17 protein-coding genes are annotated in these 18,725 nt (G+C 72.2%); 11 read left to right on the top strand and 6 right to left on the bottom strand.

Going from position 1 to position 18,725, the window contains the following annotated elements:
* The first annotated feature begins 11 nt into the window (after positions 1–11).
* Genes ACF08F_RS06400 through ACF08F_RS06385 form a run of 4 tightly spaced genes read left to right on the top strand, consistent with a single transcriptional unit; the run spans position 12 to position 4,699 of the window.
* Positions 12–1,352 (top strand): ABC transporter substrate-binding protein, encoded by a 1,341-nt coding sequence (locus ACF08F_RS06400; protein WP_392297350.1) that lies wholly within the window; start codon positions 12–14, stop codon positions 1,350–1,352.
* Positions 1,349–2,194 (top strand): rhamnogalacturonan acetylesterase, encoded by an 846-nt coding sequence (locus tag ACF08F_RS06395; RefSeq protein WP_392297349.1) that lies wholly within the window; start codon positions 1,349–1,351, stop codon positions 2,192–2,194. The genes ACF08F_RS06400 and ACF08F_RS06395 overlap by 4 nt, the downstream gene beginning before the upstream one ends.
* Positions 2,195–2,196: 2 nt before the next feature.
* Positions 2,197–3,522 (top strand): polysaccharide lyase family 1 protein, encoded by a 1,326-nt coding sequence (locus ACF08F_RS06390; protein WP_392297348.1) that lies wholly within the window; start codon positions 2,197–2,199, stop codon positions 3,520–3,522.
* A 40-nt stretch (positions 3,523–3,562) separates the two neighbouring features.
* On the top strand, positions 3,563–4,699 hold the full coding sequence (locus ACF08F_RS06385; RefSeq protein ID WP_392297347.1) for a pectinesterase family protein: 1,137 nt from the start codon (positions 3,563–3,565) through the stop codon (positions 4,697–4,699).
* 115 nt (positions 4,700–4,814) lie between these two features.
* On the opposite strand, the gene ACF08F_RS06380 is transcribed toward ACF08F_RS06385, so the two are convergent.
* Positions 4,815–5,561, bottom strand: coding sequence for a permease prefix domain 1-containing protein (locus tag ACF08F_RS06380; RefSeq protein WP_392297346.1), 747 nt, complete (start codon positions 5,559–5,561; stop codon positions 4,815–4,817).
* Positions 5,558–5,905 (bottom strand): PadR family transcriptional regulator, encoded by a 348-nt coding sequence (locus ACF08F_RS06375; RefSeq protein ID WP_392297345.1) that lies wholly within the window; start codon positions 5,903–5,905, stop codon positions 5,558–5,560. Before ACF08F_RS06375 ends, ACF08F_RS06380 begins: the two co-directional genes overlap by 4 nt.
* Before the next feature lie 119 nt (positions 5,906–6,024).
* Between ACF08F_RS06375 and ACF08F_RS06370 the strand changes: the two genes are divergently transcribed.
* Entirely contained in the window at positions 6,025–6,507 is a 483-nt protein-coding gene (locus ACF08F_RS06370; protein WP_392297344.1) for a hypothetical protein, read from the top strand.
* Positions 6,508–6,682: 175 nt separating this feature from the next.
* Here ACF08F_RS06370 and ACF08F_RS06365 read toward each other — a convergent pair whose 3' ends face one another.
* Genes ACF08F_RS06365 through ACF08F_RS06355 form a run of 3 tightly spaced genes read right to left on the bottom strand, consistent with a single transcriptional unit; the run spans position 6,683 to position 8,110 of the window.
* Positions 6,683–7,393, bottom strand: a complete 711-nt coding sequence (locus ACF08F_RS06365; RefSeq protein ID WP_392297343.1) for a hypothetical protein — start codon at positions 7,391–7,393, stop codon at positions 6,683–6,685.
* Positions 7,393–7,932: a SigE family RNA polymerase sigma factor gene (locus ACF08F_RS06360; protein ID WP_392297342.1), complete on the bottom strand. Its 540-nt coding sequence runs from the start codon at positions 7,930–7,932 to the stop codon at positions 7,393–7,395. The genes ACF08F_RS06365 and ACF08F_RS06360 overlap by 1 nt, the downstream gene beginning before the upstream one ends.
* Positions 7,913–8,110, bottom strand: coding sequence for a hypothetical protein (locus tag ACF08F_RS06355; protein ID WP_392297341.1), 198 nt, complete (start codon positions 8,108–8,110; stop codon positions 7,913–7,915). Before ACF08F_RS06355 ends, ACF08F_RS06360 begins: the two co-directional genes overlap by 20 nt.
* 522 nt (positions 8,111–8,632) lie before the next feature.
* Here ACF08F_RS06355 and ACF08F_RS06350 point away from each other — a divergent pair.
* Complete coding sequence (locus ACF08F_RS06350) at positions 8,633–10,201, top strand: cellulase family glycosylhydrolase (protein WP_392297340.1); 1,569 nt, start codon at positions 8,633–8,635, stop codon at positions 10,199–10,201.
* A 132-nt stretch (positions 10,202–10,333) separates the two neighbouring features.
* The gene (locus tag ACF08F_RS06345) at positions 10,334–12,097 is read left to right on the top strand and encodes a glycoside hydrolase family 6 protein (protein ID WP_392297339.1); all 1,764 of its coding nucleotides are present in this window, start codon (positions 10,334–10,336) and stop codon (positions 12,095–12,097) included.
* A 125-nt stretch (positions 12,098–12,222) separates the two neighbouring features.
* Here ACF08F_RS06345 and ACF08F_RS06340 read toward each other — a convergent pair whose 3' ends face one another.
* Positions 12,223–13,302 (bottom strand): LacI family DNA-binding transcriptional regulator, encoded by a 1,080-nt coding sequence (locus tag ACF08F_RS06340; protein ID WP_392297749.1) that lies wholly within the window; start codon positions 13,300–13,302, stop codon positions 12,223–12,225.
* Positions 13,303–13,634: 332 nt separating this feature from the next.
* On the opposite strand from ACF08F_RS06340, the gene ACF08F_RS06335 reads away from it, so the two are divergent.
* The 4 genes from ACF08F_RS06335 (at position 13,635) to ACF08F_RS06320 (ending at position 18,479) form a co-directional block, all read left to right on the top strand.
* A complete protein-coding gene (locus ACF08F_RS06335; protein ID WP_392297338.1) occupies positions 13,635–14,975 on the top strand; it encodes an ABC transporter substrate-binding protein in 1,341 nt (446 codons plus the stop codon).
* A 92-nt stretch (positions 14,976–15,067) separates the two neighbouring features.
* Positions 15,068–16,072 carry a carbohydrate ABC transporter permease gene (locus tag ACF08F_RS06330; protein WP_392297337.1) on the top strand — a complete coding sequence of 335 codons (1,005 nt, stop codon included), beginning with the start codon at positions 15,068–15,070 and terminating at the stop codon, positions 16,070–16,072.
* Between the two features lie 5 nt (positions 16,073–16,077).
* Entirely contained in the window at positions 16,078–16,965 is an 888-nt protein-coding gene (locus ACF08F_RS06325) for a carbohydrate ABC transporter permease (protein WP_392297336.1), read from the top strand.
* Positions 16,966–17,036: 71 nt separating this feature from the next.
* Positions 17,037–18,479 carry a GH1 family beta-glucosidase gene (locus ACF08F_RS06320; RefSeq protein ID WP_392297335.1) on the top strand — a complete coding sequence of 481 codons (1,443 nt, stop codon included), beginning with the start codon at positions 17,037–17,039 and terminating at the stop codon, positions 18,477–18,479.
* The last annotated feature ends 246 nt before the right edge of the window (positions 18,480–18,725 follow it).

The raw sequence follows: 18,725 nt of genomic DNA, 5'->3' as shown, positions 1-18,725 counted from the left end.
GAGAGCCGACGATGACCATCTTCCCCGGCGGACGGCGCAGAGCCGCCGTCGCCCTCGCCCTGTCCGGTGTCCTCGCCCTGACCGCCACCGCCTGCGGTGACGACGGCAGCGGCGCGGGCGGCGACAAGGGCACGGAGGGATCGGGCAAGGGCAAGATCACCTTCTGGGACAACAACGGCGGCGTCCGCACCGACGTCTGGAAGGAGATCATCGCGGACTTCGAGAAGGCGAACCCGGACATCGACGTCGAGTACGTCGGCGTGGCCTCCAAGGAGGTGCAGTCCAAGTACGACACCGCCATCCAGGGCGGCGCACTGCCCGACGTCGGCGGCGTCGGCGCGGCCATGCTCGCCGGGATCGCCGCCCAGGACGCCCTGGAGCCGCTGGACGCCCGGGTCGAGGACAGCTCGCTCAAGGGCAGGCTGAACACCGGCATGGTCGACAGCGTCAAGGCCGCCGGCGGCCAGGACAAGCTGTTCACGGTCCCCACCTCCGCCAGCAACGGCGTCCTCTACTACCGCACCGACCTGTTCAAGGCGGCCGGCCTCGCCGAGCCCACCACCTGGTCGGCGTTCTACGCGGCGGCCGGGAAGCTCACGCAGAAGGACAAGAACCGTTTCGGCTACACGATCCGCGGCGGCGCCGGCTCCATCGCGCAGGCCCTGGACGCGATGTACGGCCAGAGCGGCATCACCGACTTCTGGAACGGCGACAAGACCACCGTCAACGACCCGAAGAACGTCGCGGCCCTGGAGAAGTACGCCGGACTGTTCAAGCGGACGACCCCCGCCGCCGACGTCAACAACGACTTCACCAAGATGGTCGCGCAGTGGGACAGCGGCGAGATCGGCATGCTGAACCACAACCTGGGCTCGTACCAGGACCATGTGAAGGCGCTCGGCACGGAGAAGTTCCGCGGCATCCCGAACCCGACCCTGGACGACGGCACCCGGGTGCAGGTCTCCAACCCGGTCGACGGCCTCGGCCTCTTCTCGTCCAGCAAGAACAAGGCCGCCGCCTGGAAGTTCATCGAGTTCGCGGCCTCCCACGAGTCCAACAGCAAGTGGAACAAGTCGGCCGGCGCGATCCCCGCCAACACGGAGGCCGCGAAGGACGCGTGGCTCCAGGAGGCCGAGCCGACCAAGCTCGCCGCCGACGTCCTCTTCAGCGGCAAGGCCGCGATCGTCCAGCTGCCGTACCACCTGCCCGACTGGAACACCATCTCCAAGGCCGACAACGAGGCCGGCTTCCAGAAGGTCCTGCTCGGGAAGACGACGGCCAAGGCCTTCCTCGACGGGCTCGCCGAGCAGCTGAACGCGGCCCAGGCCGAGTGGAAGCAGCAGAAGCAGTGAGCGTCGGCCGCCGCGCGGTGGTCACGGCCGGGGCGGGCCTCGCGCTCGCCCTGGCCGGGGCGCCCACCGCCCGTTCCCAAGGACTCCCGCCCCGAGGACTCCCCTCCCCGGGACTCCCACCCCGAGGACGCCCCCGTATGCGCACCGTCTTCCTCGCGGGCGACTCCACGGCCGCCCAGAAGTACGCCGACGCCGCCCCCGAGACCGGCTGGGGCACGGCGCTCCCCTTCTTCCTGCACAAGGGGCTGACCGTCGCCAACCACGCGGTCGACGGACGCAGCACCAAGAGCTTCCTCGACGAGGGCCGGCTCGACCCGATCCTGGCGGCGATCCGCCCCGGCGACCTGCTCCTGGTCCAGTTCGGCCACAACGACGCCAAGGTCGCCGACCCCACCCGCCACACCGAGCCGTGGACCACGTACCAGGACAACCTGCGGGTCTTCGTCGAGGGCGCGCGGGCCCGGGGCGCCCTCCCGGTGCTCGCCACCTCCGTGGAACGGCGGAGGTTCGCCGCCGACGGCACGGCGCTGCGCACACACGGCGCGTATCCGGCGGCGATGCGGGAGGCCGCCCTGGAGGCGGACGTCCCGCTGCTCGACATCGAGGCGCTGTCTCTGACGCTGTGGCAGGAGCTCGGCCCCGAGGCCACGAAGACGTACTTCAACTGGACCGCGACCGAGCAGGACAACACCCACTTCAACCCGCCCGGCGCGATCGAGGTGGCCCGCCTCGTCACCGCCGAGCTGCTCCGCACGCACGTCCTCGCACCGCGGGAGACGTGCCGCCTGGACGACGAGATACCCACCGACCGGATCACCTGGCCCGTTTCCGAGGAGAGCTGACCGTGAACCGACACCGCAAGCTGGGAGTGGTGGCCGCGACCGCCCTCGCCCTGACGGTCACCGCGCCCGCCGCCGGCGCCCACACCGGCCACCACCCGGCCACCGGCGCCCGCACCGGCCACCACCCCGCCGCCGACCCGGCCAGGGCGGTCCTGCCGACCGGCGACGGATGGGCGTCCGAGGGCGGCGGCACCACCGGCGGCTCCGCCGCCGAGGCCTCCCGGGTCTTCACCGTCACCACCTGGGAGGAGTTCCGGGCCGCGCTCGAAGCGCCGGGCACCGAGCCCCGGATCGTGAAGGTGCGGGGCACGCTGGACGCGACCGCCCAGGGCTGCGCCGCCTTCGAGGCCCCCGGCTACGACTTCGCCCGCTACCTCTCCGACTACGACCCCGCGGTCTGGGGGTACGAGGACGAGGTCACCGGCCCCCAGGAGGAGCTGCGGGCCGCCTCGGCCACCGCGCAGGGCAAGGCGATCAAGGTGAAGGTGCCGGGCAACACCACGATCGTCGGCGTCGGGAGGCACGCCGGGATCACCGGCGGCAGCCTGCAGGTGCAGGGCGTGGACAACGTCGTCGTCCGCAACCTCACCCTGGAGAGCCCCCTCGACTGCTTCCCCCAGTGGGACCCGACGGACGGCGCGACCGGGGCGTGGAACTCCGAGTACGACAGCCTCGTCGTGTACGGCTCCACGCACGTCTGGATCGACCACAACACCTTCACCGACGGGGCCCACCCGGACAGCTCGCTGCCCTCGTACTACGGGGAGGTCTACCAGCAGCACGACGGCGAGCTGGACGTCGTGCGCGGCGCGGACCTCGTCACGGTCTCGTGGAACGTCTTCACCGAGCACGACAAGACCCTGATGATCGGCAACAGCGACAGCGCGGGCGCCACGGACCGCGGCAGGCTCCGTGTCACCCTCCACCACAACCTCTTCGACAAGGTCGTGGAGCGGGCGCCCCGGGTGCGTTTCGGTCAGGTCGACGCGTACAACAACCACTTCGTGGTGGCGGGTCCGTCCTACGTCTACAGCCTCGGCATCGGCCAGGAGTCGCAGCTCGTCGCCGAGAAGAACGCGTTCACGCTCGCCGCCGACGTGCCCGCCGGGCAGATCCTGAAGAAGTGGAAGGACGCGCCGGTCACGACCTCCGGCAACCACGTCAACGGCCGTCCGGTCGACCTGCTCGCCGTCCACAACGAGCAGTACCCCGGGGAGATCCTGCGCGGGGACGCCGGCTGGACCCCGGTGCTGCGCACCCGTGTCGACCACCCGAGGGCCGTCCCGGCGCTCGTCGACCACCGCGCGGGCGCGGGCCGCCTCCGCTGACCCGGCGTCGAACCCCGTCCCGGAAGAATGGAGCACCCGCATGCCCTCGCACCGTCCCGGAACGGCCGCCCCCGGCCGCCGTTCCCTGCTCACCGCCGGTCTCGGCGCGGCGGTCGCCCTGGCCCTGCCCGCCACGACCGCGAGCGCGTCCCCGTCGTCGAAGAGGCCCTTCGGACGCTTCGGTTCGCCCGCCGCACGCCTCACCGGGCGGACGCTCTACGTGCACCCCGGCGGCCTCGGCGACCACACCACGGTCCAGGCCGCGGTCTCCGCGGCGAGCGGCTCCGGCTGGACGCTGGTCCTCGCCGCCGGCACGTACCGGGAGACCGTCGTCGTCACCGCCGCCCGTACCGGCATGACGTGGATCGGCGCGAGCGGCGATCCACGTGACGTCGTCGTGGTGTACGACAACGCCGCCGGCACGCCCCGGCCCGAGGGCGGCACCCACGGCACCAGCGGCTCCGCGACGACGACCGTGCAGGCGGACGGCTTCACGGCGCGGTACGTGACCTTCGCCAACGACTTCCTCCGTACCGACCTGCCCGGGAACCCCGGCACGCAGGCCGTCGCGCTGAAGGCGCAGGGCGACCGCTCCGCGTTCTTCCACTGCCGGTTCCTCGGTCACCAGGACACGCTGTACGCGGACTCGACGTCCCTGGCGTCCTTCGCCCGGCAGTACTTCGCGCACTGCCACGTCGAGGGTGACGTCGACTTCGTCTTCGGGCGCGCCCGGGCGGTCTTCGAGCACTGCCGGTTCCGTACGCTGCTCCGCACCGATCTGGTCGGCGCGCCGTACGGTTTCGTGTTCGCCCCGTCGACGGCGGGCGCCAACCCGTACGGCTTCCTGGTCTCCCGCTCGCGGGTCACGAGCGAGGCCCCGGACGGCCACTACAAGCTGGCCCGGCCCTGGGTGCCGAGTTCTGACCCGACCGCCCGGCCGTCGCTGGTGGTCCGGGACAGCGTCCTCGGTGCCGGGATCGACACGGCGGCTCCGTACGCGAACATGCGCGACGCCCACCCCTGGCAGGCGCAGCGCTTCGCGGAGTACCGCAACACGGGCCGGGGCGCGGTGGTCCTCGTCCCGGAGAACCGTCCGCAGCTCGGCGCCGCCGAGGCGGCGACGGCGACGCGGGAGACGTATCTCGGCGACTGGGTGCCTTGGAGGGCCCGCGCCTGACGGCGGGACACGCGTGGCACCCGGGCCTCGGACAGGGTCCGGGTGCCGCGCCGTTCGGGGACGGAGGAGAGGGAAGTCCGCCAGAGCGCACGCAGGGCGCCGCACGTCCGCCGGGTCACGCCGTCCGGGAGACCGGGAGGCGGGCGCAGCGGCGGCAGGCGCGGGCCGAGGTCGCCACGACCGCGTGCGAGACGGCCGCGAGGGCTCCGGCGCAGGCGAGGAGCGGCCAGTTCGCGGCGAGGGCGGAGGCGACGGCGAGCGCGAGCGTCGTGACGGCCATCGCGACCCCGGCGGTGGTGCCGGTCCAGGCGATGAAGAGGGGCAGCCGGGGCGGGGTGGGCAGCCGGCGGGCGAGGGTGCCGGTGACGGCCAGCGTCGCGGCGGAGAGCAGGGCGGCGCCGGTCGCGAGCCCGGCCAGGTGCGCGGCGATGAGCTGGGCGGTGCGGGGGACGGCCCCGGCCGGGTCGGCGGCGGGGGTGACGGCCAGGTACCAGCAGGCGACGAGGAAGGGGGCGGTGAGCGCGACGGCCCGGGCGGTGTGCCGGGCCTGGGCGAGGGTCAGCTCGCGCTGACAGCTCGGCACGAGCTCCTCGACCGTCCCGAACTCCCTTACCGCCGCGCGGATCGCGTCCGGGTAAGGGTCACCGCGCTCGGCGTGGGCGTCGGCCGTGTCGGCGAGTCCGCCGCGGATCTCCTCGACCATCCGGGCCTTCGCGCGGGCGGGTCCGTGGAGGGCGGCGGCCAGTTCGGCGGCGTACGCGTCGAAGGGGTCCGGCTGTCCGGCGGCGTGGGGGTCGAGGGGGTCCGGCTGTCCGGCGGCGGTGGGGTCGAGGGGGTCCGGCTGTCCGGCGGCGGTGGTCATGTGGTGAGGCCGGGCGGCGGGGCGGCCGGGTTCAGGACCGAGCCGATGGCGGTGGTGAACTCGCTCCACGCCGTGCGCTCGCCGGCCAGGGTCTCCCGGCCGGCCTCGGTGAGCTCGTAGCAGCGTCGGCGCCGCTCGCCGGAGGAGGACTGCCAGCTGCTGCTGAGGAGTCCGAGCCGCTCCAGCCGCTGGAGCGCCGGATAGATCGTGCCCGTCCGCAGTTCGAGCACACCGCCGCTGCGCTGCTGGACCGCGGCGATGATCGCGTACCCGTGCAGCGGGCCCTGTTCGAGCACCGCGAGCAGCAGCCCGTCGAGGTGCCCTCGTACCGCATCCGCCTTCATGAGTAGGCAGCCTACCCACAAGACCGGTAGGCAGTGTATGCATAGGAGAGCAATATATTGGCAGCCAACACATCGGGGGGCTGCCGGTCTCATCCAGCTCCCGTGCGGAGGCACACGCCGTGACCGAATTCCTGTTGTCCGTCCACGTCCTGGTGGCGATCGTCACGGTGGGGGCGATCACCGTGGCCGCCTCGATGTTCCCCCGCGTCGCCCTGCGGGCCTGCGGCGGCGGGGAGCGGGAGGACGGGCCGTCCGGACGGACCGGAACGGCCGTGGTCCTGCACCGCGTCTGCGCCGGGTACGCCGTCGCCGGTGTCGTCGTCCCGGTCTTCGGCGTGGCGACCGGCGCCCAGCTCGGCGTCCTGACCGACGCCTGGCTGATCGCGTCGATGCTCCTGACCACACTCGCCGCGGCCCTCCTGGGCCTGGCCGTCCTGCCCGGCCAGCGCCGCCTCCTCGCCCTGGCCGAGGCCGCGGCCACCGAGACGGAGGCCCGCCCGGTGGCATCCCGACTGGCCATGCTCACCGGGGTGTTCAACCTGCTCTGGGCGGTCGTCGTCGTCCTGATGATCGTCCGCCCGGGCTCCACGACGGGCGTGTGATCGCGGTCCTCTGTGGCGGTGGGCCGCCGAGCGGCCCGTCCGCTCCCGACGATCCCGGACGGCACCCGCCGGGGAGTCCCAACCCGGTCCGAACCCGCTCCCCCACGCGGCCGAGGGGCGGTCCGCCCGGAGGAGCAGGGGACACGGGTATCGGTACGGCCCCGGCGCGCGGGCGTCACTTCGCCGGGGCCGCGCCTCCGAAGCCGCCCCTGAGCGTGGACCGGCCGCCGTCGGCGCCCGTCAGGGCGACGGTGTACGTGTCGGCCGAGGCGTCCCTTACCCCCTCGGCGTGGTTGTACTGGACGGCGAAGACGTGGCGGCCCGGCGGGACCGTGCGGCCCGGCTTCAGGGTCCACCGGTAGTGCAGGGCCCCCGGCTCCTCCGTGACCGTCACGGCGAAGTCCTCGGCCGGGCGCGTGCGCCAGTGGCCCGTGCTCACGACGCCGGCCGTACGGGCCACCCGCACGTCGACGACGAGACCCGACACCTGCGTCTCCGTCGTCACCGCGAGATCGCCCTGCGCCCACCAGCGGTTGCTGCCGGGGTCGACGGTGCCGGCCGCGGCGGCCACCGGCCCGGGCGCGGGCGGCGCCGACGCCGGGGCGACCGGCCCGCGGTCCAGCGTGGTCACGGCGAGCCCGCCGACACCGACCACCCCGGCGACGGCCACCGCCACGGCCAACGCGGCCGTCCAGCGCCTGCCGGTCCACGGGGAAGCCCACGGCAAGGCTCCGGGGAAGGTCCTCCGGCCGACGGCGGGGCGCCGCTCGGACGCCCGCGGCGCAGCCGCGAGGCCTCGCTCCACCCGGGCCAGCATGCGGGCGTGGTCGGGCCGGTGCGCGAGCCCGGCCTCACGCAGCTCGCGGCGCAGCCGCTCCTCGTCCATCAACGCCTCCCCGCGACGAGTTCGGTGGCGGCCCGGTCGCCCAGAAGGCGCTGGAGCTCGGCCATCCCCTTGGAGGTCTGGCTCTTGACCGTACCGACCGAGATCCCCAGCGCGAGCGCGGTGTCACGCTCGGAGAGGTCGAAGGCGTGCCGCAGCACCACGCAGGCGCGCTTGCGGAAGGGCAGGGAGCGCAGCGCCGTCCGTACGTCGAGGACCGCCGGGACGTCGGGGTCCTCGACGTGGTCGGGGCGGCGGTCCCAGAAGGCGGCGATCCGGCGCCGCTCGCGCACCGTGCCCCGGATCCGGGTCTTGGCGAGGTTGGCGACGACTCCCCGGGCGTAGGCGGCGGGGTGATCGGCCGCGCGGACCCGGTCCCAGCGGTGCCAGAGCGCGAGCATGGCGTCGGCGGCGAGGTCGTCGGCCGCGTCGGTCTCGCCGGTCAGCAGGTGCGCGAGGCGGGCGAGTTCGGCGTAGTGACGCGCGAAGAAGGCCCGGAACTCCGTCGCACTGTCGTCGGCCTCAGCGTCCGCCGCGACCACGACGGCCCTCGGTGGATCCGGTGGACCGGGCGGATCGGGTGGATCGGGTGGATCCGGTGGATCCGGTGGGTGGTGCGGAGCCGGCGGGGGCGGAGACGGAGCGCTTGCCGCTGGGCACGCGGCTGACGATGCCGGCCGACACCCGGGTGTGGCGGGCGACATCGGCGAGGGTGACCACGTGTGCGCTCCTCGTCCGTTCCCGGTGATCCGGGCGACCGCCCGTCGGTGTTGGTTCCGGGCGACCGCCCGTTGGTCCGGCCCCGACCCTAAGCGGCCGCTCACCGAGCTGTCCAGACGGGCCGTGAAGAGTCCGGGGACCCGGAGGCCGGGCGGCCCCCGCTCGGGGACCACCCGGCGTCGGCGGTGGCCCCCGCGGAGAGGGTGCCGATCCAGGCGGAGTGATCGTCGTACACGGGGTGGCGACATGCGGGTGGTTCTCCTCGCGGCTCGGGAGGACGGGGGTGCGAAGAGCGGATGAGCCCGTGGGGACAAGCCCTGAACCAGTGGGAGCGCTCCCACTGTGCAGGGGGCCCGCATCGGCGTCAAGGTGTGCGAAGAGTCGAAGGCGGATGACGGGGAAATTTACCCAACCCCTCTTTTCCTTGGCGGCAGTTGACGCTACGGTCTGCCCGACCAGTGGGAGCGAATCCGTCCGGTCGGCACACCGCCAGTGGTGTGCCCTCGCTGCGAGGACTCGCTCATGCGACATCCCCCACGTCTTTCCGCGCTGCTCGCAGGAGTGGCGCTCACGACGGCGAGCACCGCGTTCGCCGTCATGGGTACGGCCTCAGGAGCCGCGGCCGCATCCGCCTGCACCGTGGAGTACTCGGTCGTCGGCCAGTGGGCCGGCGGCTACCAGGGTGCCGTCACCGTCACCAACAACAGTGCCGCGCTGAGTGGTTGGAGCCTCGGCTTCGCCTTCCCGGCCGGCCAGGCCGTCGGCCAGGGCTGGGGCGGCAAGTGGTCCCAGTCCGGGGCCTCCGTCACGGTCGTGAACGAGAGCTGGAACGCGGCGCTCGGGACGGGCGCCGAGGTGACGGCCGGGTTCATCGCCTCCTGGACGGGCGCCAACACGGCACCCACCGCCTTCACCCTGAACGGCACGCCCTGCGACACGAACACTCCCCCGACACCCACCCCGACGACCCCCACACCCACACCCACACCCACCCCGACGACCCCGACGCCGCCCCCCACCGACCCGACGACCCCACCGACCACTCCCCCGACCTCACCGCCGCCGACCCCCGTCACCGGCGCGCCCGAACTCGGCGTCACGGGTAACAAGTTCACCGACCAGAACGGCGCGGTCCGCCGCCTCCTCGGCGTCAACCGCTCCGGCGGCGAGTTCATGTGCGTCCAGGGCCACGGCTTCTTCGACGGTCCCGTCGACGACGCCTCGGTCGAGGCCATCGCCGACTGGAAGGCCAACACGGTCCGCATCCCCCTCAACGAGGAGTGCTGGCTGGGCCTGGACAACATCAAGCCCGAGTACCGGGGCGCGCACTACGTCGACGCGGTCAAGGGCCTGGTGACCAAGGTCCTCGCCCACGGCATGACCCCGGTCGTCGAACTGCACTGGACGCACGGCCAGTACACCGGCAACTCGGCCGGCTGCTCCGACGTGCACGCCTCCTGCCAGAAGCCGATGCCGGGCGCCCGGTACACCCCGGCGTTCTGGACCTCGGTGGCGAACACCTTCAAGCACGACAAGCGGGTCGTCTTCGACCTGTTCAACGAGCCCTACCCGGACCGGGCGACCTCCACCGCGACCCAGGCATGGACCTGCTGGCGCGACGGCGGCACCTGTCCCGGCATCGGTTACGAGGTCGCCGGCATGCAGGACCTGGTGGACGCCGTCCGCGCCACGGGGGCGAAGAACCTGGTCCTCGTCCCGGGCCTCGCGTACTCCAACGACCTGAGCCAGTGGCGCGCGTACCGACCCACGGACCCGGCGGGCAATCTGGCCGCCGCCTGGCACGTCTACAACTTCAACACCTGCGCCGACGAGACGTGCTGGAACAGCACCCTCGCCCCCGTGGCCGCCGAGGTACCGCTCCTCGCGGGCGAGATCGGTGAGAACACCTGCGGACACGCGTTCATCGACCGCGTCATGAAGTGGTTCGACGACCGCGGCCTCTCGTACCTGGGCTGGACCTGGAACACCTGGAACTGCAACTCAGGTCCCGCGCTGATCAGTTCGTACGACGGCACCCCCACCGCATTCGGCATCGGGCTGCGCGACCATCTGCGCGCGCTGACCCCGTGAAAGCCGTCACCCCGTGAAAGCCGTCACGCCGTGGAACCCCTCACGCCGTGAAAGCCCCTCGAATCCCTCGTGAACCCCTCTCGAACCCCTCGCGAATCCCTCGTGAGTCACCGGAAAGGAACCCCCACCCGCATGAGCCGCACCAGAAGCACCAGCCGCACCGCCCTCCTGGCGGCACTCGGCCTCGTCACGGCCACCGGCGCGACCGCCACCGTCCTCGGCACCGCCACCGCCGGCGCCGCGGCCCCCGGCTGCACGGTGAACTACCAGATCACCAACCAGTGGAACACCGGCTTCGGCGCCAACGTGACCGTCACCAACACCGGCGACCCCGTGTCCTCCTGGACGCTCGCCTGGTCCTACGCCGGCAACCAGCAGGTCACCCAGGGCTGGAACGCCACCATCACCCAGTCCGGCGCCGCCGTCACCGCCAGGAACGTCTCCTACAACGGGACGCTCGCCACGGGCGGCTCCACCTCATTCGGCTTCAACGGCTCCTACAGCGGTACGAACGCGGTGCCGGCCGCCTTCACCCTGAACGGGGTCGTCTGCAACGGCTCCACCCCGACGACACCGCCCACCACACCCCCGACCACACCGCCCACGACTCCCCCGACCACACCGCCCACCACGCCGCCGCCCGGGACCAAGGCCGACAACCCGTACGCCGGCGCCAAGGTGTACGTGAACCCCGAGTGGGCAGCGAAGGCCGCCGCCGAGCCGGGCGGCACCAAGGTCTCCGGCCAGCCCACCGGCGTCTGGCTCGACCGGATCGCCGCCGTCAACGGCTCCGCCACCTCGATGGGCCTGCGCGGCCACCTCGACAAGGCCCTGGAGCAGAAGGGCTCCGGCGAGCTCGTCGTCCAGCTGGTGGTCTACAACCTGCCCGGCCGCGACTGCGCCGCGCTCGCCTCCAACGGCGAGCTGGGCCCGACGGAGATCGGCCGCTACAAGACCGAGTACATCGACCCGATCGCCGCGATCCTCGCCGACCCGAAGTACGCGGGCCTGCGGATCGTCACCACGGTCGAGATCGACTCGCTGCCCAACCTGGTCACCAACGTCTCCGGCCGCCCGACGGCCACCGCCAACTGTGACGTCATGAAGGCCAACGGCAACTACATCACCGGTGTCGGCTACGCGCTCAAGAAGCTGGGCGCGATCGGCAACGTCTACAACTACATCGACGCCGGACACCACGGCTGGCTGGGCTGGGACGACAACTTCGGCCCGTCCGCCGAGCTCTTCAGGCAGGCCGCGGTGGCCGAGGGCTCCACGGTCGACAACGTGCACGGCTTCATCGTCAACACCGCCAACTACAGCGCCCTGAAGGAGGACCACTTCACCGTCGACGACAGCGTCAACGGCACCTCCGTGCGCCAGTCGAAGTGGGTCGACTGGAACCGGTACACCGACGAGCTGTCCTACGCCCAGGCGATGCGCGCCAAGCTGGTCTCGATCGGCTTCAGCAGCAACCTCGGCATGCTGATCGACACCTCCCGCAACGGCTGGGGCGGCGCCGCCCGGCCCACCGGCCCGGGCGCCCTGACCAGCGTCGACACCTACGTCAACGGCGGCCGCTACGACCGTCGCATCCACCTCGGCAACTGGTGCAACCAGGCCGGCGCCGGTCTCGGCGAGCGGCCCCAGGCGGCGCCCGCCGCGGGCATCGACGCGTACGTCTGGATGAAGCCCCCGGGCGAGTCCGACGGCGCCAGCAAGGAGATCCCGAACAACGAGGGCAAGGGCTTCGACCGGATGTGCGACCCGACCTACACGGGCAACGCCCGTAACGGGAACAGCATGTCGGGCTCACTGCCGGACGCCCCGATCTCGGGCCAGTGGTTCTCGGCCCAGTTCCAGGAGCTCCTGAAGAACGCCCACCCGGCGCTGTAGCACCGCCCCCGGCGAGACCTCTCGCACGAGGCCTGCGGCCGGCCGGACCCCGTCGGGTCCCGGCCGGCCGCAGGAGTCCGCGCGGCCTCCGCCGACGAGCCGTGCCGCATCCGGCGCCGGGGCCGTCAGCAGGACTCGCGCACGATCAGTTCCGTCGGCAGGACGTGCCGCCGCGGCTCCTCCGGCACCTCCACACCGCCACCGCCGCACTCCTGGATCCCCTGGATCTCCCGGATCAGCATCCGCGCCATCGTGCGCCCCATCTCCTCGATGGGCTGCCGCACGCTCGTCAGCGGCGGATCCATCAGCCGCGCCACCGCCGAGTCGTCGACCCCCACCAGCGCCACGTCCTCGGGCACCCGCCGCCCCGCCTCCCGCAGCACCCCGCGCGCCCCGGCCGCCATCACGTCGGAGGCGGCGAAGACGGCGTCCAGGTCCGGACTGCGGTCGAGCAGCAGCCGCATGGCCCGCCGGCCGCCCTCCTCGGTGAAGTCGCCGGTGGAGACGAGGTCCTCGTCCGGCGCGTGCCCCGCCTCGGCGAGGCCCGCGCGGTAGCCGCCGAGCCGGGCGCGGGCGACGTACATGTCGAGCGGGCCGGTGACGGTCGCGATCCGGCGCCGGCCGCCGCCCACGAGGTGCGCGACGGCCGTGCGCCCGGCCCCGATGTTGTCGGAGTCGACGTACGGCACGGGCTCGGCCTCCGAGCGGCGCCCGTTCATGACGACCGGGAGGCCGAGCTCGCGGATCCGGTCGGGCAGCGGGTCGTCGCCGTGGACCGAGGCGAGCAGCACCCCGTCGACGCGCTGGGCGGCGAGGTACTGCTCGAAACGCTGCCGCTCCTGCTCGCTGCGGACCAGGGTGAGCAGCAACTGCTTGTCGGCGTCGGCCAGTTCGGCGCTCACTCCGCGGATGAGGTCGAGGAAGTACGGCTCCGCGAAGAGCCGGGCCTCGGCCTCGGGGATGACGAGCGCGATGGCGTCGGTGCGGCTGCCCGCGAGGGCGCGGGCGGCCTGGTTGGGTACGTAGCCGAGTTCGGCGACGGCTCGGGCGACGGCCGTTCTGGTCTGCTCGCTCACCCGGGGGGAGCCGTTGATCACCCGGGAGACCGTTCCCCGGCCGACCCCGGCCCTGGCCGCGACCTGCTCCAGGGTCGGTCTGCCGTTCTGCCGTCCGTTCACAAGCGCCGAACTCCCCTCGTAGGACATCGTGCAGCCCACCACGACCACTGCGGCGAATGGGAGCGCTCCCACACTAGTTCACCACCCTCTCCCCGCGCCACGTGCGTGTGTTCAGGAGATGACGTCCCGGACCCCGCGCGACCCCGGCGAAACCCGCCGAGCACCTTCCCGTAACGAATCCGCGTTCATGTCTTGACACCCGCGCCCGCCAGGCAGCAACCTTCCGGCAGCGACGTGGGAGCGCTCCCATCGAGCGCACACAGCCTGCATCAGGTCCTGGCGGGCAGCCGCCGAGCCGCGATCAGCCGGCCGGACCTCTTGGCGCACAACGAGCACCACCTTTGGACGAGGAGAGTGGAATGCGCACTTCCAGCAGCAGACGCGGACGCCGTGCGGCGATCGCGGCGGTCGCCGTCGTCGTGACCGGGACGACCCTGCTCACCGGTTGCGGCAGCGGCAGCGACGACGACGGCGACGCCCGGGGCGGCGGCAAGATCACCCTGCGGGTCGGGACCTTCGGTTCCTTCGGGTACGACAACAAGACCGGCGCCAAGCTCTACGCCGAGTACGAGAAGGCCCACCCCAACATCAAGATCGAGGAGACGAACGTCTCCGACGGTCAGAAGTACTGGGACACGCTGAAGCTGCGCCTCGGCCAGAACAACGGTCTCGCCGACATCCAGGCCGTCGAGGTCGGCTACATCGCCGAGGCGACCGGCGAGACCATGGCGGACAAGTGGGTGGACCTCGGCAAGGAGGGCGGCGCGGACATCGGTGCCTTCCTCGACTGGAAGGTCAAGCAGGCGACGACGGCGAGCGGCAGCGTCATCGGCCTCGGCACCGACATCGGCCCGATGGCCGTCTGCTACAACAAGGAGCTCTTCGCCAAGGCCAAGCTGCCCACCGAACGCGAGGCCGTCGCCGCGCTGTGGGCCGGCGACTGGGCCAAGTTCGTCGAGACCGGGAAGACGTACAAGAAGAACGCGCCCGCCGGCACCGCCTTCCACGACTCGGCGAGCGGCCTCTTCAACGCGGTGGTCTCCAGCGACCCCGTCCAGTACGCGAACACGAGCGGCGAGCTCGACTGGGAGAACAGCCCCGGCGTGAAGAAGGCCTGGGAGACCGCCGTCGCGGCGAGCGAGGGCGGACTGACCGCCAAGCTCCGCCAGTTCGACGAGAAGGGCACCTGGAACGCCGCCTTCAAGAACTCCAGGTTCGCCACGGTCGCCTGCCCGAGCTGGATGACCGGCATCATCAAGGACCAGGCGGGACCCGCCAACCAGGGCAAGTGGGACATCGCCGCGCCGCCGGTCGCCGGCAACTGGGGCGGCGCCTTCCTCGCCGTGCCGAAGTCCGGCAAGCACACCAAGGAGGCGGCCGAGCTCGCCGCCTGGCTGACCGCCCCCGAGCAGCACGCCAAGGTCTTCGCGGTCAACGGCAACATCCCCTCGTCCAAGGACACGCTCACCTCCTCGGCGGTCCAGGACGCCAAGCTGCCGTACTTCGGCGAGACCCCGGTCGGCAAGATCTTCTCGTCCGCCGCCGCCGGGATCACGCCCGCCGCCATCAGCCGCTGGGACGGCCAGGTGAAGACCTTCCTCACCGACAACGGCATCCTCGACATCGAGCAGCGCGGCACCGACCCGGCCAAGGCCTGGGAGAACGTCAAGAAGCTGGTCGACGACAAGATCGACCAGTAGCGGGGGCGCCTGTCGGTCCGCCGCCTCCCACAGCCGGCGGCGGACCGGCACCGTCCGCACCACCGCACGCATCGACCTGGAAGGACGCCCCCGTGGCCACCTCCGTTCGGGCGAGGTCCGACGGCTCCCCGCCGCCCGCCGCACCGCCCTCCTCCTCCGGCCCCCGGAGCCGCCGCTCCGCCCCCGGCGGCCGGCGCAGCACCCTCTACCGCTGGGACATCAAGGCGACCCCGTACGTCTTCGTCGCCCCCTTCTTCCTCACCTTCGCCGCCTTCGGCCTCTTCCCGCTGATCTACACGGGCTGGCTCTCGCTCCACCGGGTCGAGCTCGGCGGCGATCCGCAGTGGAAGGGCCTGGAGAACTACACCGACCTCGCGACCAGCGAGTTCTTCTGGAACGCCCTCGCCAACACCTTCACCATCGGCGTCATCTCGACCGTCCCCCAGCTGCTCATGGCCCTGGGCCTCGCGCACCTGCTCAACTACAGGCTCCGCGGCCGCGGCTTCTTCCGGATCGCGGTCCTCGCCCCGTACGCCACGTCGATCGCAGCCGCGACGCTGGTCTTCGCCCAGCTCTTCAACACCGACTACGGGATGATCAACACCGTCCTCGGCTGGATCGGCTTCGACCCCGTCCCGTGGGAGTCGTCCAAGTGGCCGGCGCAGATCGCGATCTCGGTGATCGTCATATGGCGCTGGACCGGCTACAACGCGCTGATCTACCTGGCCGCCATGCAGGCCGTGCCCCAGGACCTGTACGAGGCCGCCTCCCTCGACGGGGCGTCACGCTGGCGCCAGTTCATCAGCGTCACCATCCCGTCGATCCGGCCGACGATCCTCTTCACCGTCGTCGTCTCCACCATCGGCGCCACCCAGCTCTTCGGCGAGCCGATGCTCTACGGCGGCAGCGTCGGCATCAGCGGCGGCAGCGGCAACCAGTTCCAGACGCTGAGCCTGCTGATGTACGAGAAGGGGTGGGTCAACAACGCGCTGGGCCAGGCCTCCGCCATCGCCTGGATCATGCTGCTGCTCCTCCTGCTCGTCGGCGGCGTCCAGGCACTCGTCTCCCGTCACAACCGCAAGAAGCTGGGAGGCTGAACCCCATGGCCCGCACTCTCGACAGGGAAGCACCCCGGTCCGGGCGCCGGTTCCGCCAGACGGCCGGTCGCCAGCACCACGCCGGCCCCGTGACCTACGTCCTGCTGGCCGTGGCCGCCGTGGTCTCGCTCTTCCCGCTGTACTGGAACCTGGTCGCCGCCTCCCACAGCGGCGAGCGCGTCGTCCAGGCCCCGGCGCCGCTCCTGCCAGGCCCCCACCTCCTGGACAACCTCAGCTTCGCCTGGAACCAGGTCCACATGGGCGAGGCGCTGATCAACACCACGGTCGTCGCCGGTCTGGTGGCCGCGTCCACCGTCCTCTTCTCCACGCTCGCCGGCTTCGCCTTCGCCAAGCTGCCCTTCCGGGGGCGCGGCATGCTGCTCTCGCTCGTGGTCGCCACGATGACGATCCCGCCGCAGCTCAGCGTCATCCCGCTGTACCGGATCATCACCGACCTCGGCTGGTTCGACCAGCTCCAGTCGGTCGTCCTGCCCTCGCTCGTCGCCGCCTTCGGCGTGTTCTTCATGCGCCAGTTCCTCGTCGAGGCCCTGCCCGTCGAGCTGGTGGAGGCCGCCCGCATGGACGGCGCGCACAGCCTGCGGGTGATCTGGCACGTCGTCTTCCCCGTGGCCAGGCCCGCGATGGCGGTGCTCGGCATGCTCGTCTTCGTCCAGGCGTGGAACGACTTCTTCTGGCCGTTCATCGCGCTCACCCAGGACGGCAACCCCACCCTCCAGGTGGCCCTCGCCGGCCTCGGAGCGGGAAACCACACCGTGGACCACGCCGTCGTCCTGACCGGCGCCCTGATATCCACCGTCCCGCTGCTGCTCGTCTTCGCCTTCCTCGGCAAGCACATCGTGGGCGGCATCACGGCGGGCGCCGTCAAGAGCTGAGCGGCCCGCACCCGCTCGCACACCACCTTCCGAACGTACCGACCCCGTAACCGCGTTGGGAGCGCCCTCCTATGACCGCGTCCGAAACCCGGCCGCTCACCGCCGTCCGCTCGTTCCCGTCCGACTTCCTCTGGGGCGCCGCCACCGCCGCGTACCAGATCGAGGGGGCGGCGGCGGAGGACGGCCGCACACCGTCCATCTGGGACACCTTCTCGCACACCCCCGGCAGGGTCTTCGAGGGCCACACCGGTGACGTGGCCGTCGACCACTACCACCGGTTCCGCGAGGACGTCGGGATCATGTCCGAACTGGGCCTGAACGCCTACCGGTTCTCCGTCTCCTGGTCCCGGGTCCAGCCGACCGGGCGCGGACCCGCCGTCCAGAAGGGTCTGGACTTCTACCGCGCCCTCGTCGACGAGCTGCTCGCCGCCGGGATCGCACCGGCCCTGACGCTCTACCACTGGGACCTGCCCCAGGAGCTGGAGGACGCCGGCGGCTGGCCCGAGCGGTCCACCGCCGAGCGGTTCGCCGAGTACGCGGGGATCGTCGCCGACGCCCTCGGCGACCGGGTCACCCGGTGGACCACCCTCAACGAACCCTGGTGCAGCGCCTTCCTGGGGTACGGCTCCGGGGTCCACGCCCCGGGCCGCACCGACCCGGTCGACTCCCTGCGGGCCGCCCACCACCTCAACCTCGGGCACGGCCTCGCCGTCCAGGCCCTGCGGGCCGCGCTCCCGGCGGACCGGCAGCTCGCGGTCTCCCTCAACCTCCACGAGGTGCGCCCGCTGACGGACTCGGCCGAGGACCTGGACGCCGCCCGCCGCATCGACGCCGTCGGGAACCGGATCTGGCTCGGCCCGATGCTCGACGGCGCCTACCCCGAGGACCTGCTCGCGGACACCGCCCACCTCACGGACTGGTCCTTCGTCCGGGACGGCGACACGGCGGCGACCCGGCAGCCGCTGGACCTGCTGGCCGTCAACTACTACACGCCGACGCTGGTCTCGCACGTCGCGGAGGGCGAGGAGAAGCCGCAGGACGACGGTCACGGCAACAGCGAGCACTCGCCGTGGCCCGGCGCGGACTCCGTCGCCTTCCACCGCGCGCCCGGCGAGCGGACGGCGATGGGCTGGCCGGTCGACGCGAGCGCGCTGTACGACCTGCTGAACCGGGTCTCCACCGCCTACCCGGAGCTGCCGCTGGTGATCAGCGAGAACGGCGCCGCGTACGAGGACGAGGTCGGCGAGGACGGCTCGGTGCACGACCCGGAGCGGGCGGCCTACGTGCACGCGCACCTGGAGGCCGTGCACCGCGCGATCGCCGACGGGGTGGACGTCCGCGGCTACTTCCTCTGGTCGCTGCTGGACAACTTCGAGTGGGCGTACGGCTACGCGAAGCGGTTCGGAGCGGTCCGGGTCGACTACGACACCCTGGAGCGCACCCCGAAGTCCAGCGCCCGCTGGTACGGCCGGGTGGCCCGGACGGGCGAGCTGCACGCCCCGCACGGCGACTGAGGCGGCGGTGCGACGGGCCGTGCCGGGACCACCGGCACGGCCCGTCGCGCTGCCGGGCGCTGCGAACCCGGCCTGATCGGCAGGACGCTCGCTAGGGCGTGTTGCGAAAGTCCCGCCTGCCCGACGGCGCCTGGCACGCACGCTCGCCGCATTGTCGGGATCACCCCGATACGTCCAGTATCGGGGTGACCCTCCGCCTTGCGATCGCACGCACCAGACGCCGTCGGGCCCGCCCTTCGGGCGGCC

It is taken from the genome of Streptomyces sp. NPDC015130, from assembly GCF_043080005.1.
Lineage (GTDB): Bacteria > Actinomycetota > Actinomycetes > Streptomycetales > Streptomycetaceae > Streptomyces.
The sequence above is the reverse complement of the archived record's forward strand: the minus strand, read 5'-3'. Positions and strand labels throughout refer to the sequence as shown.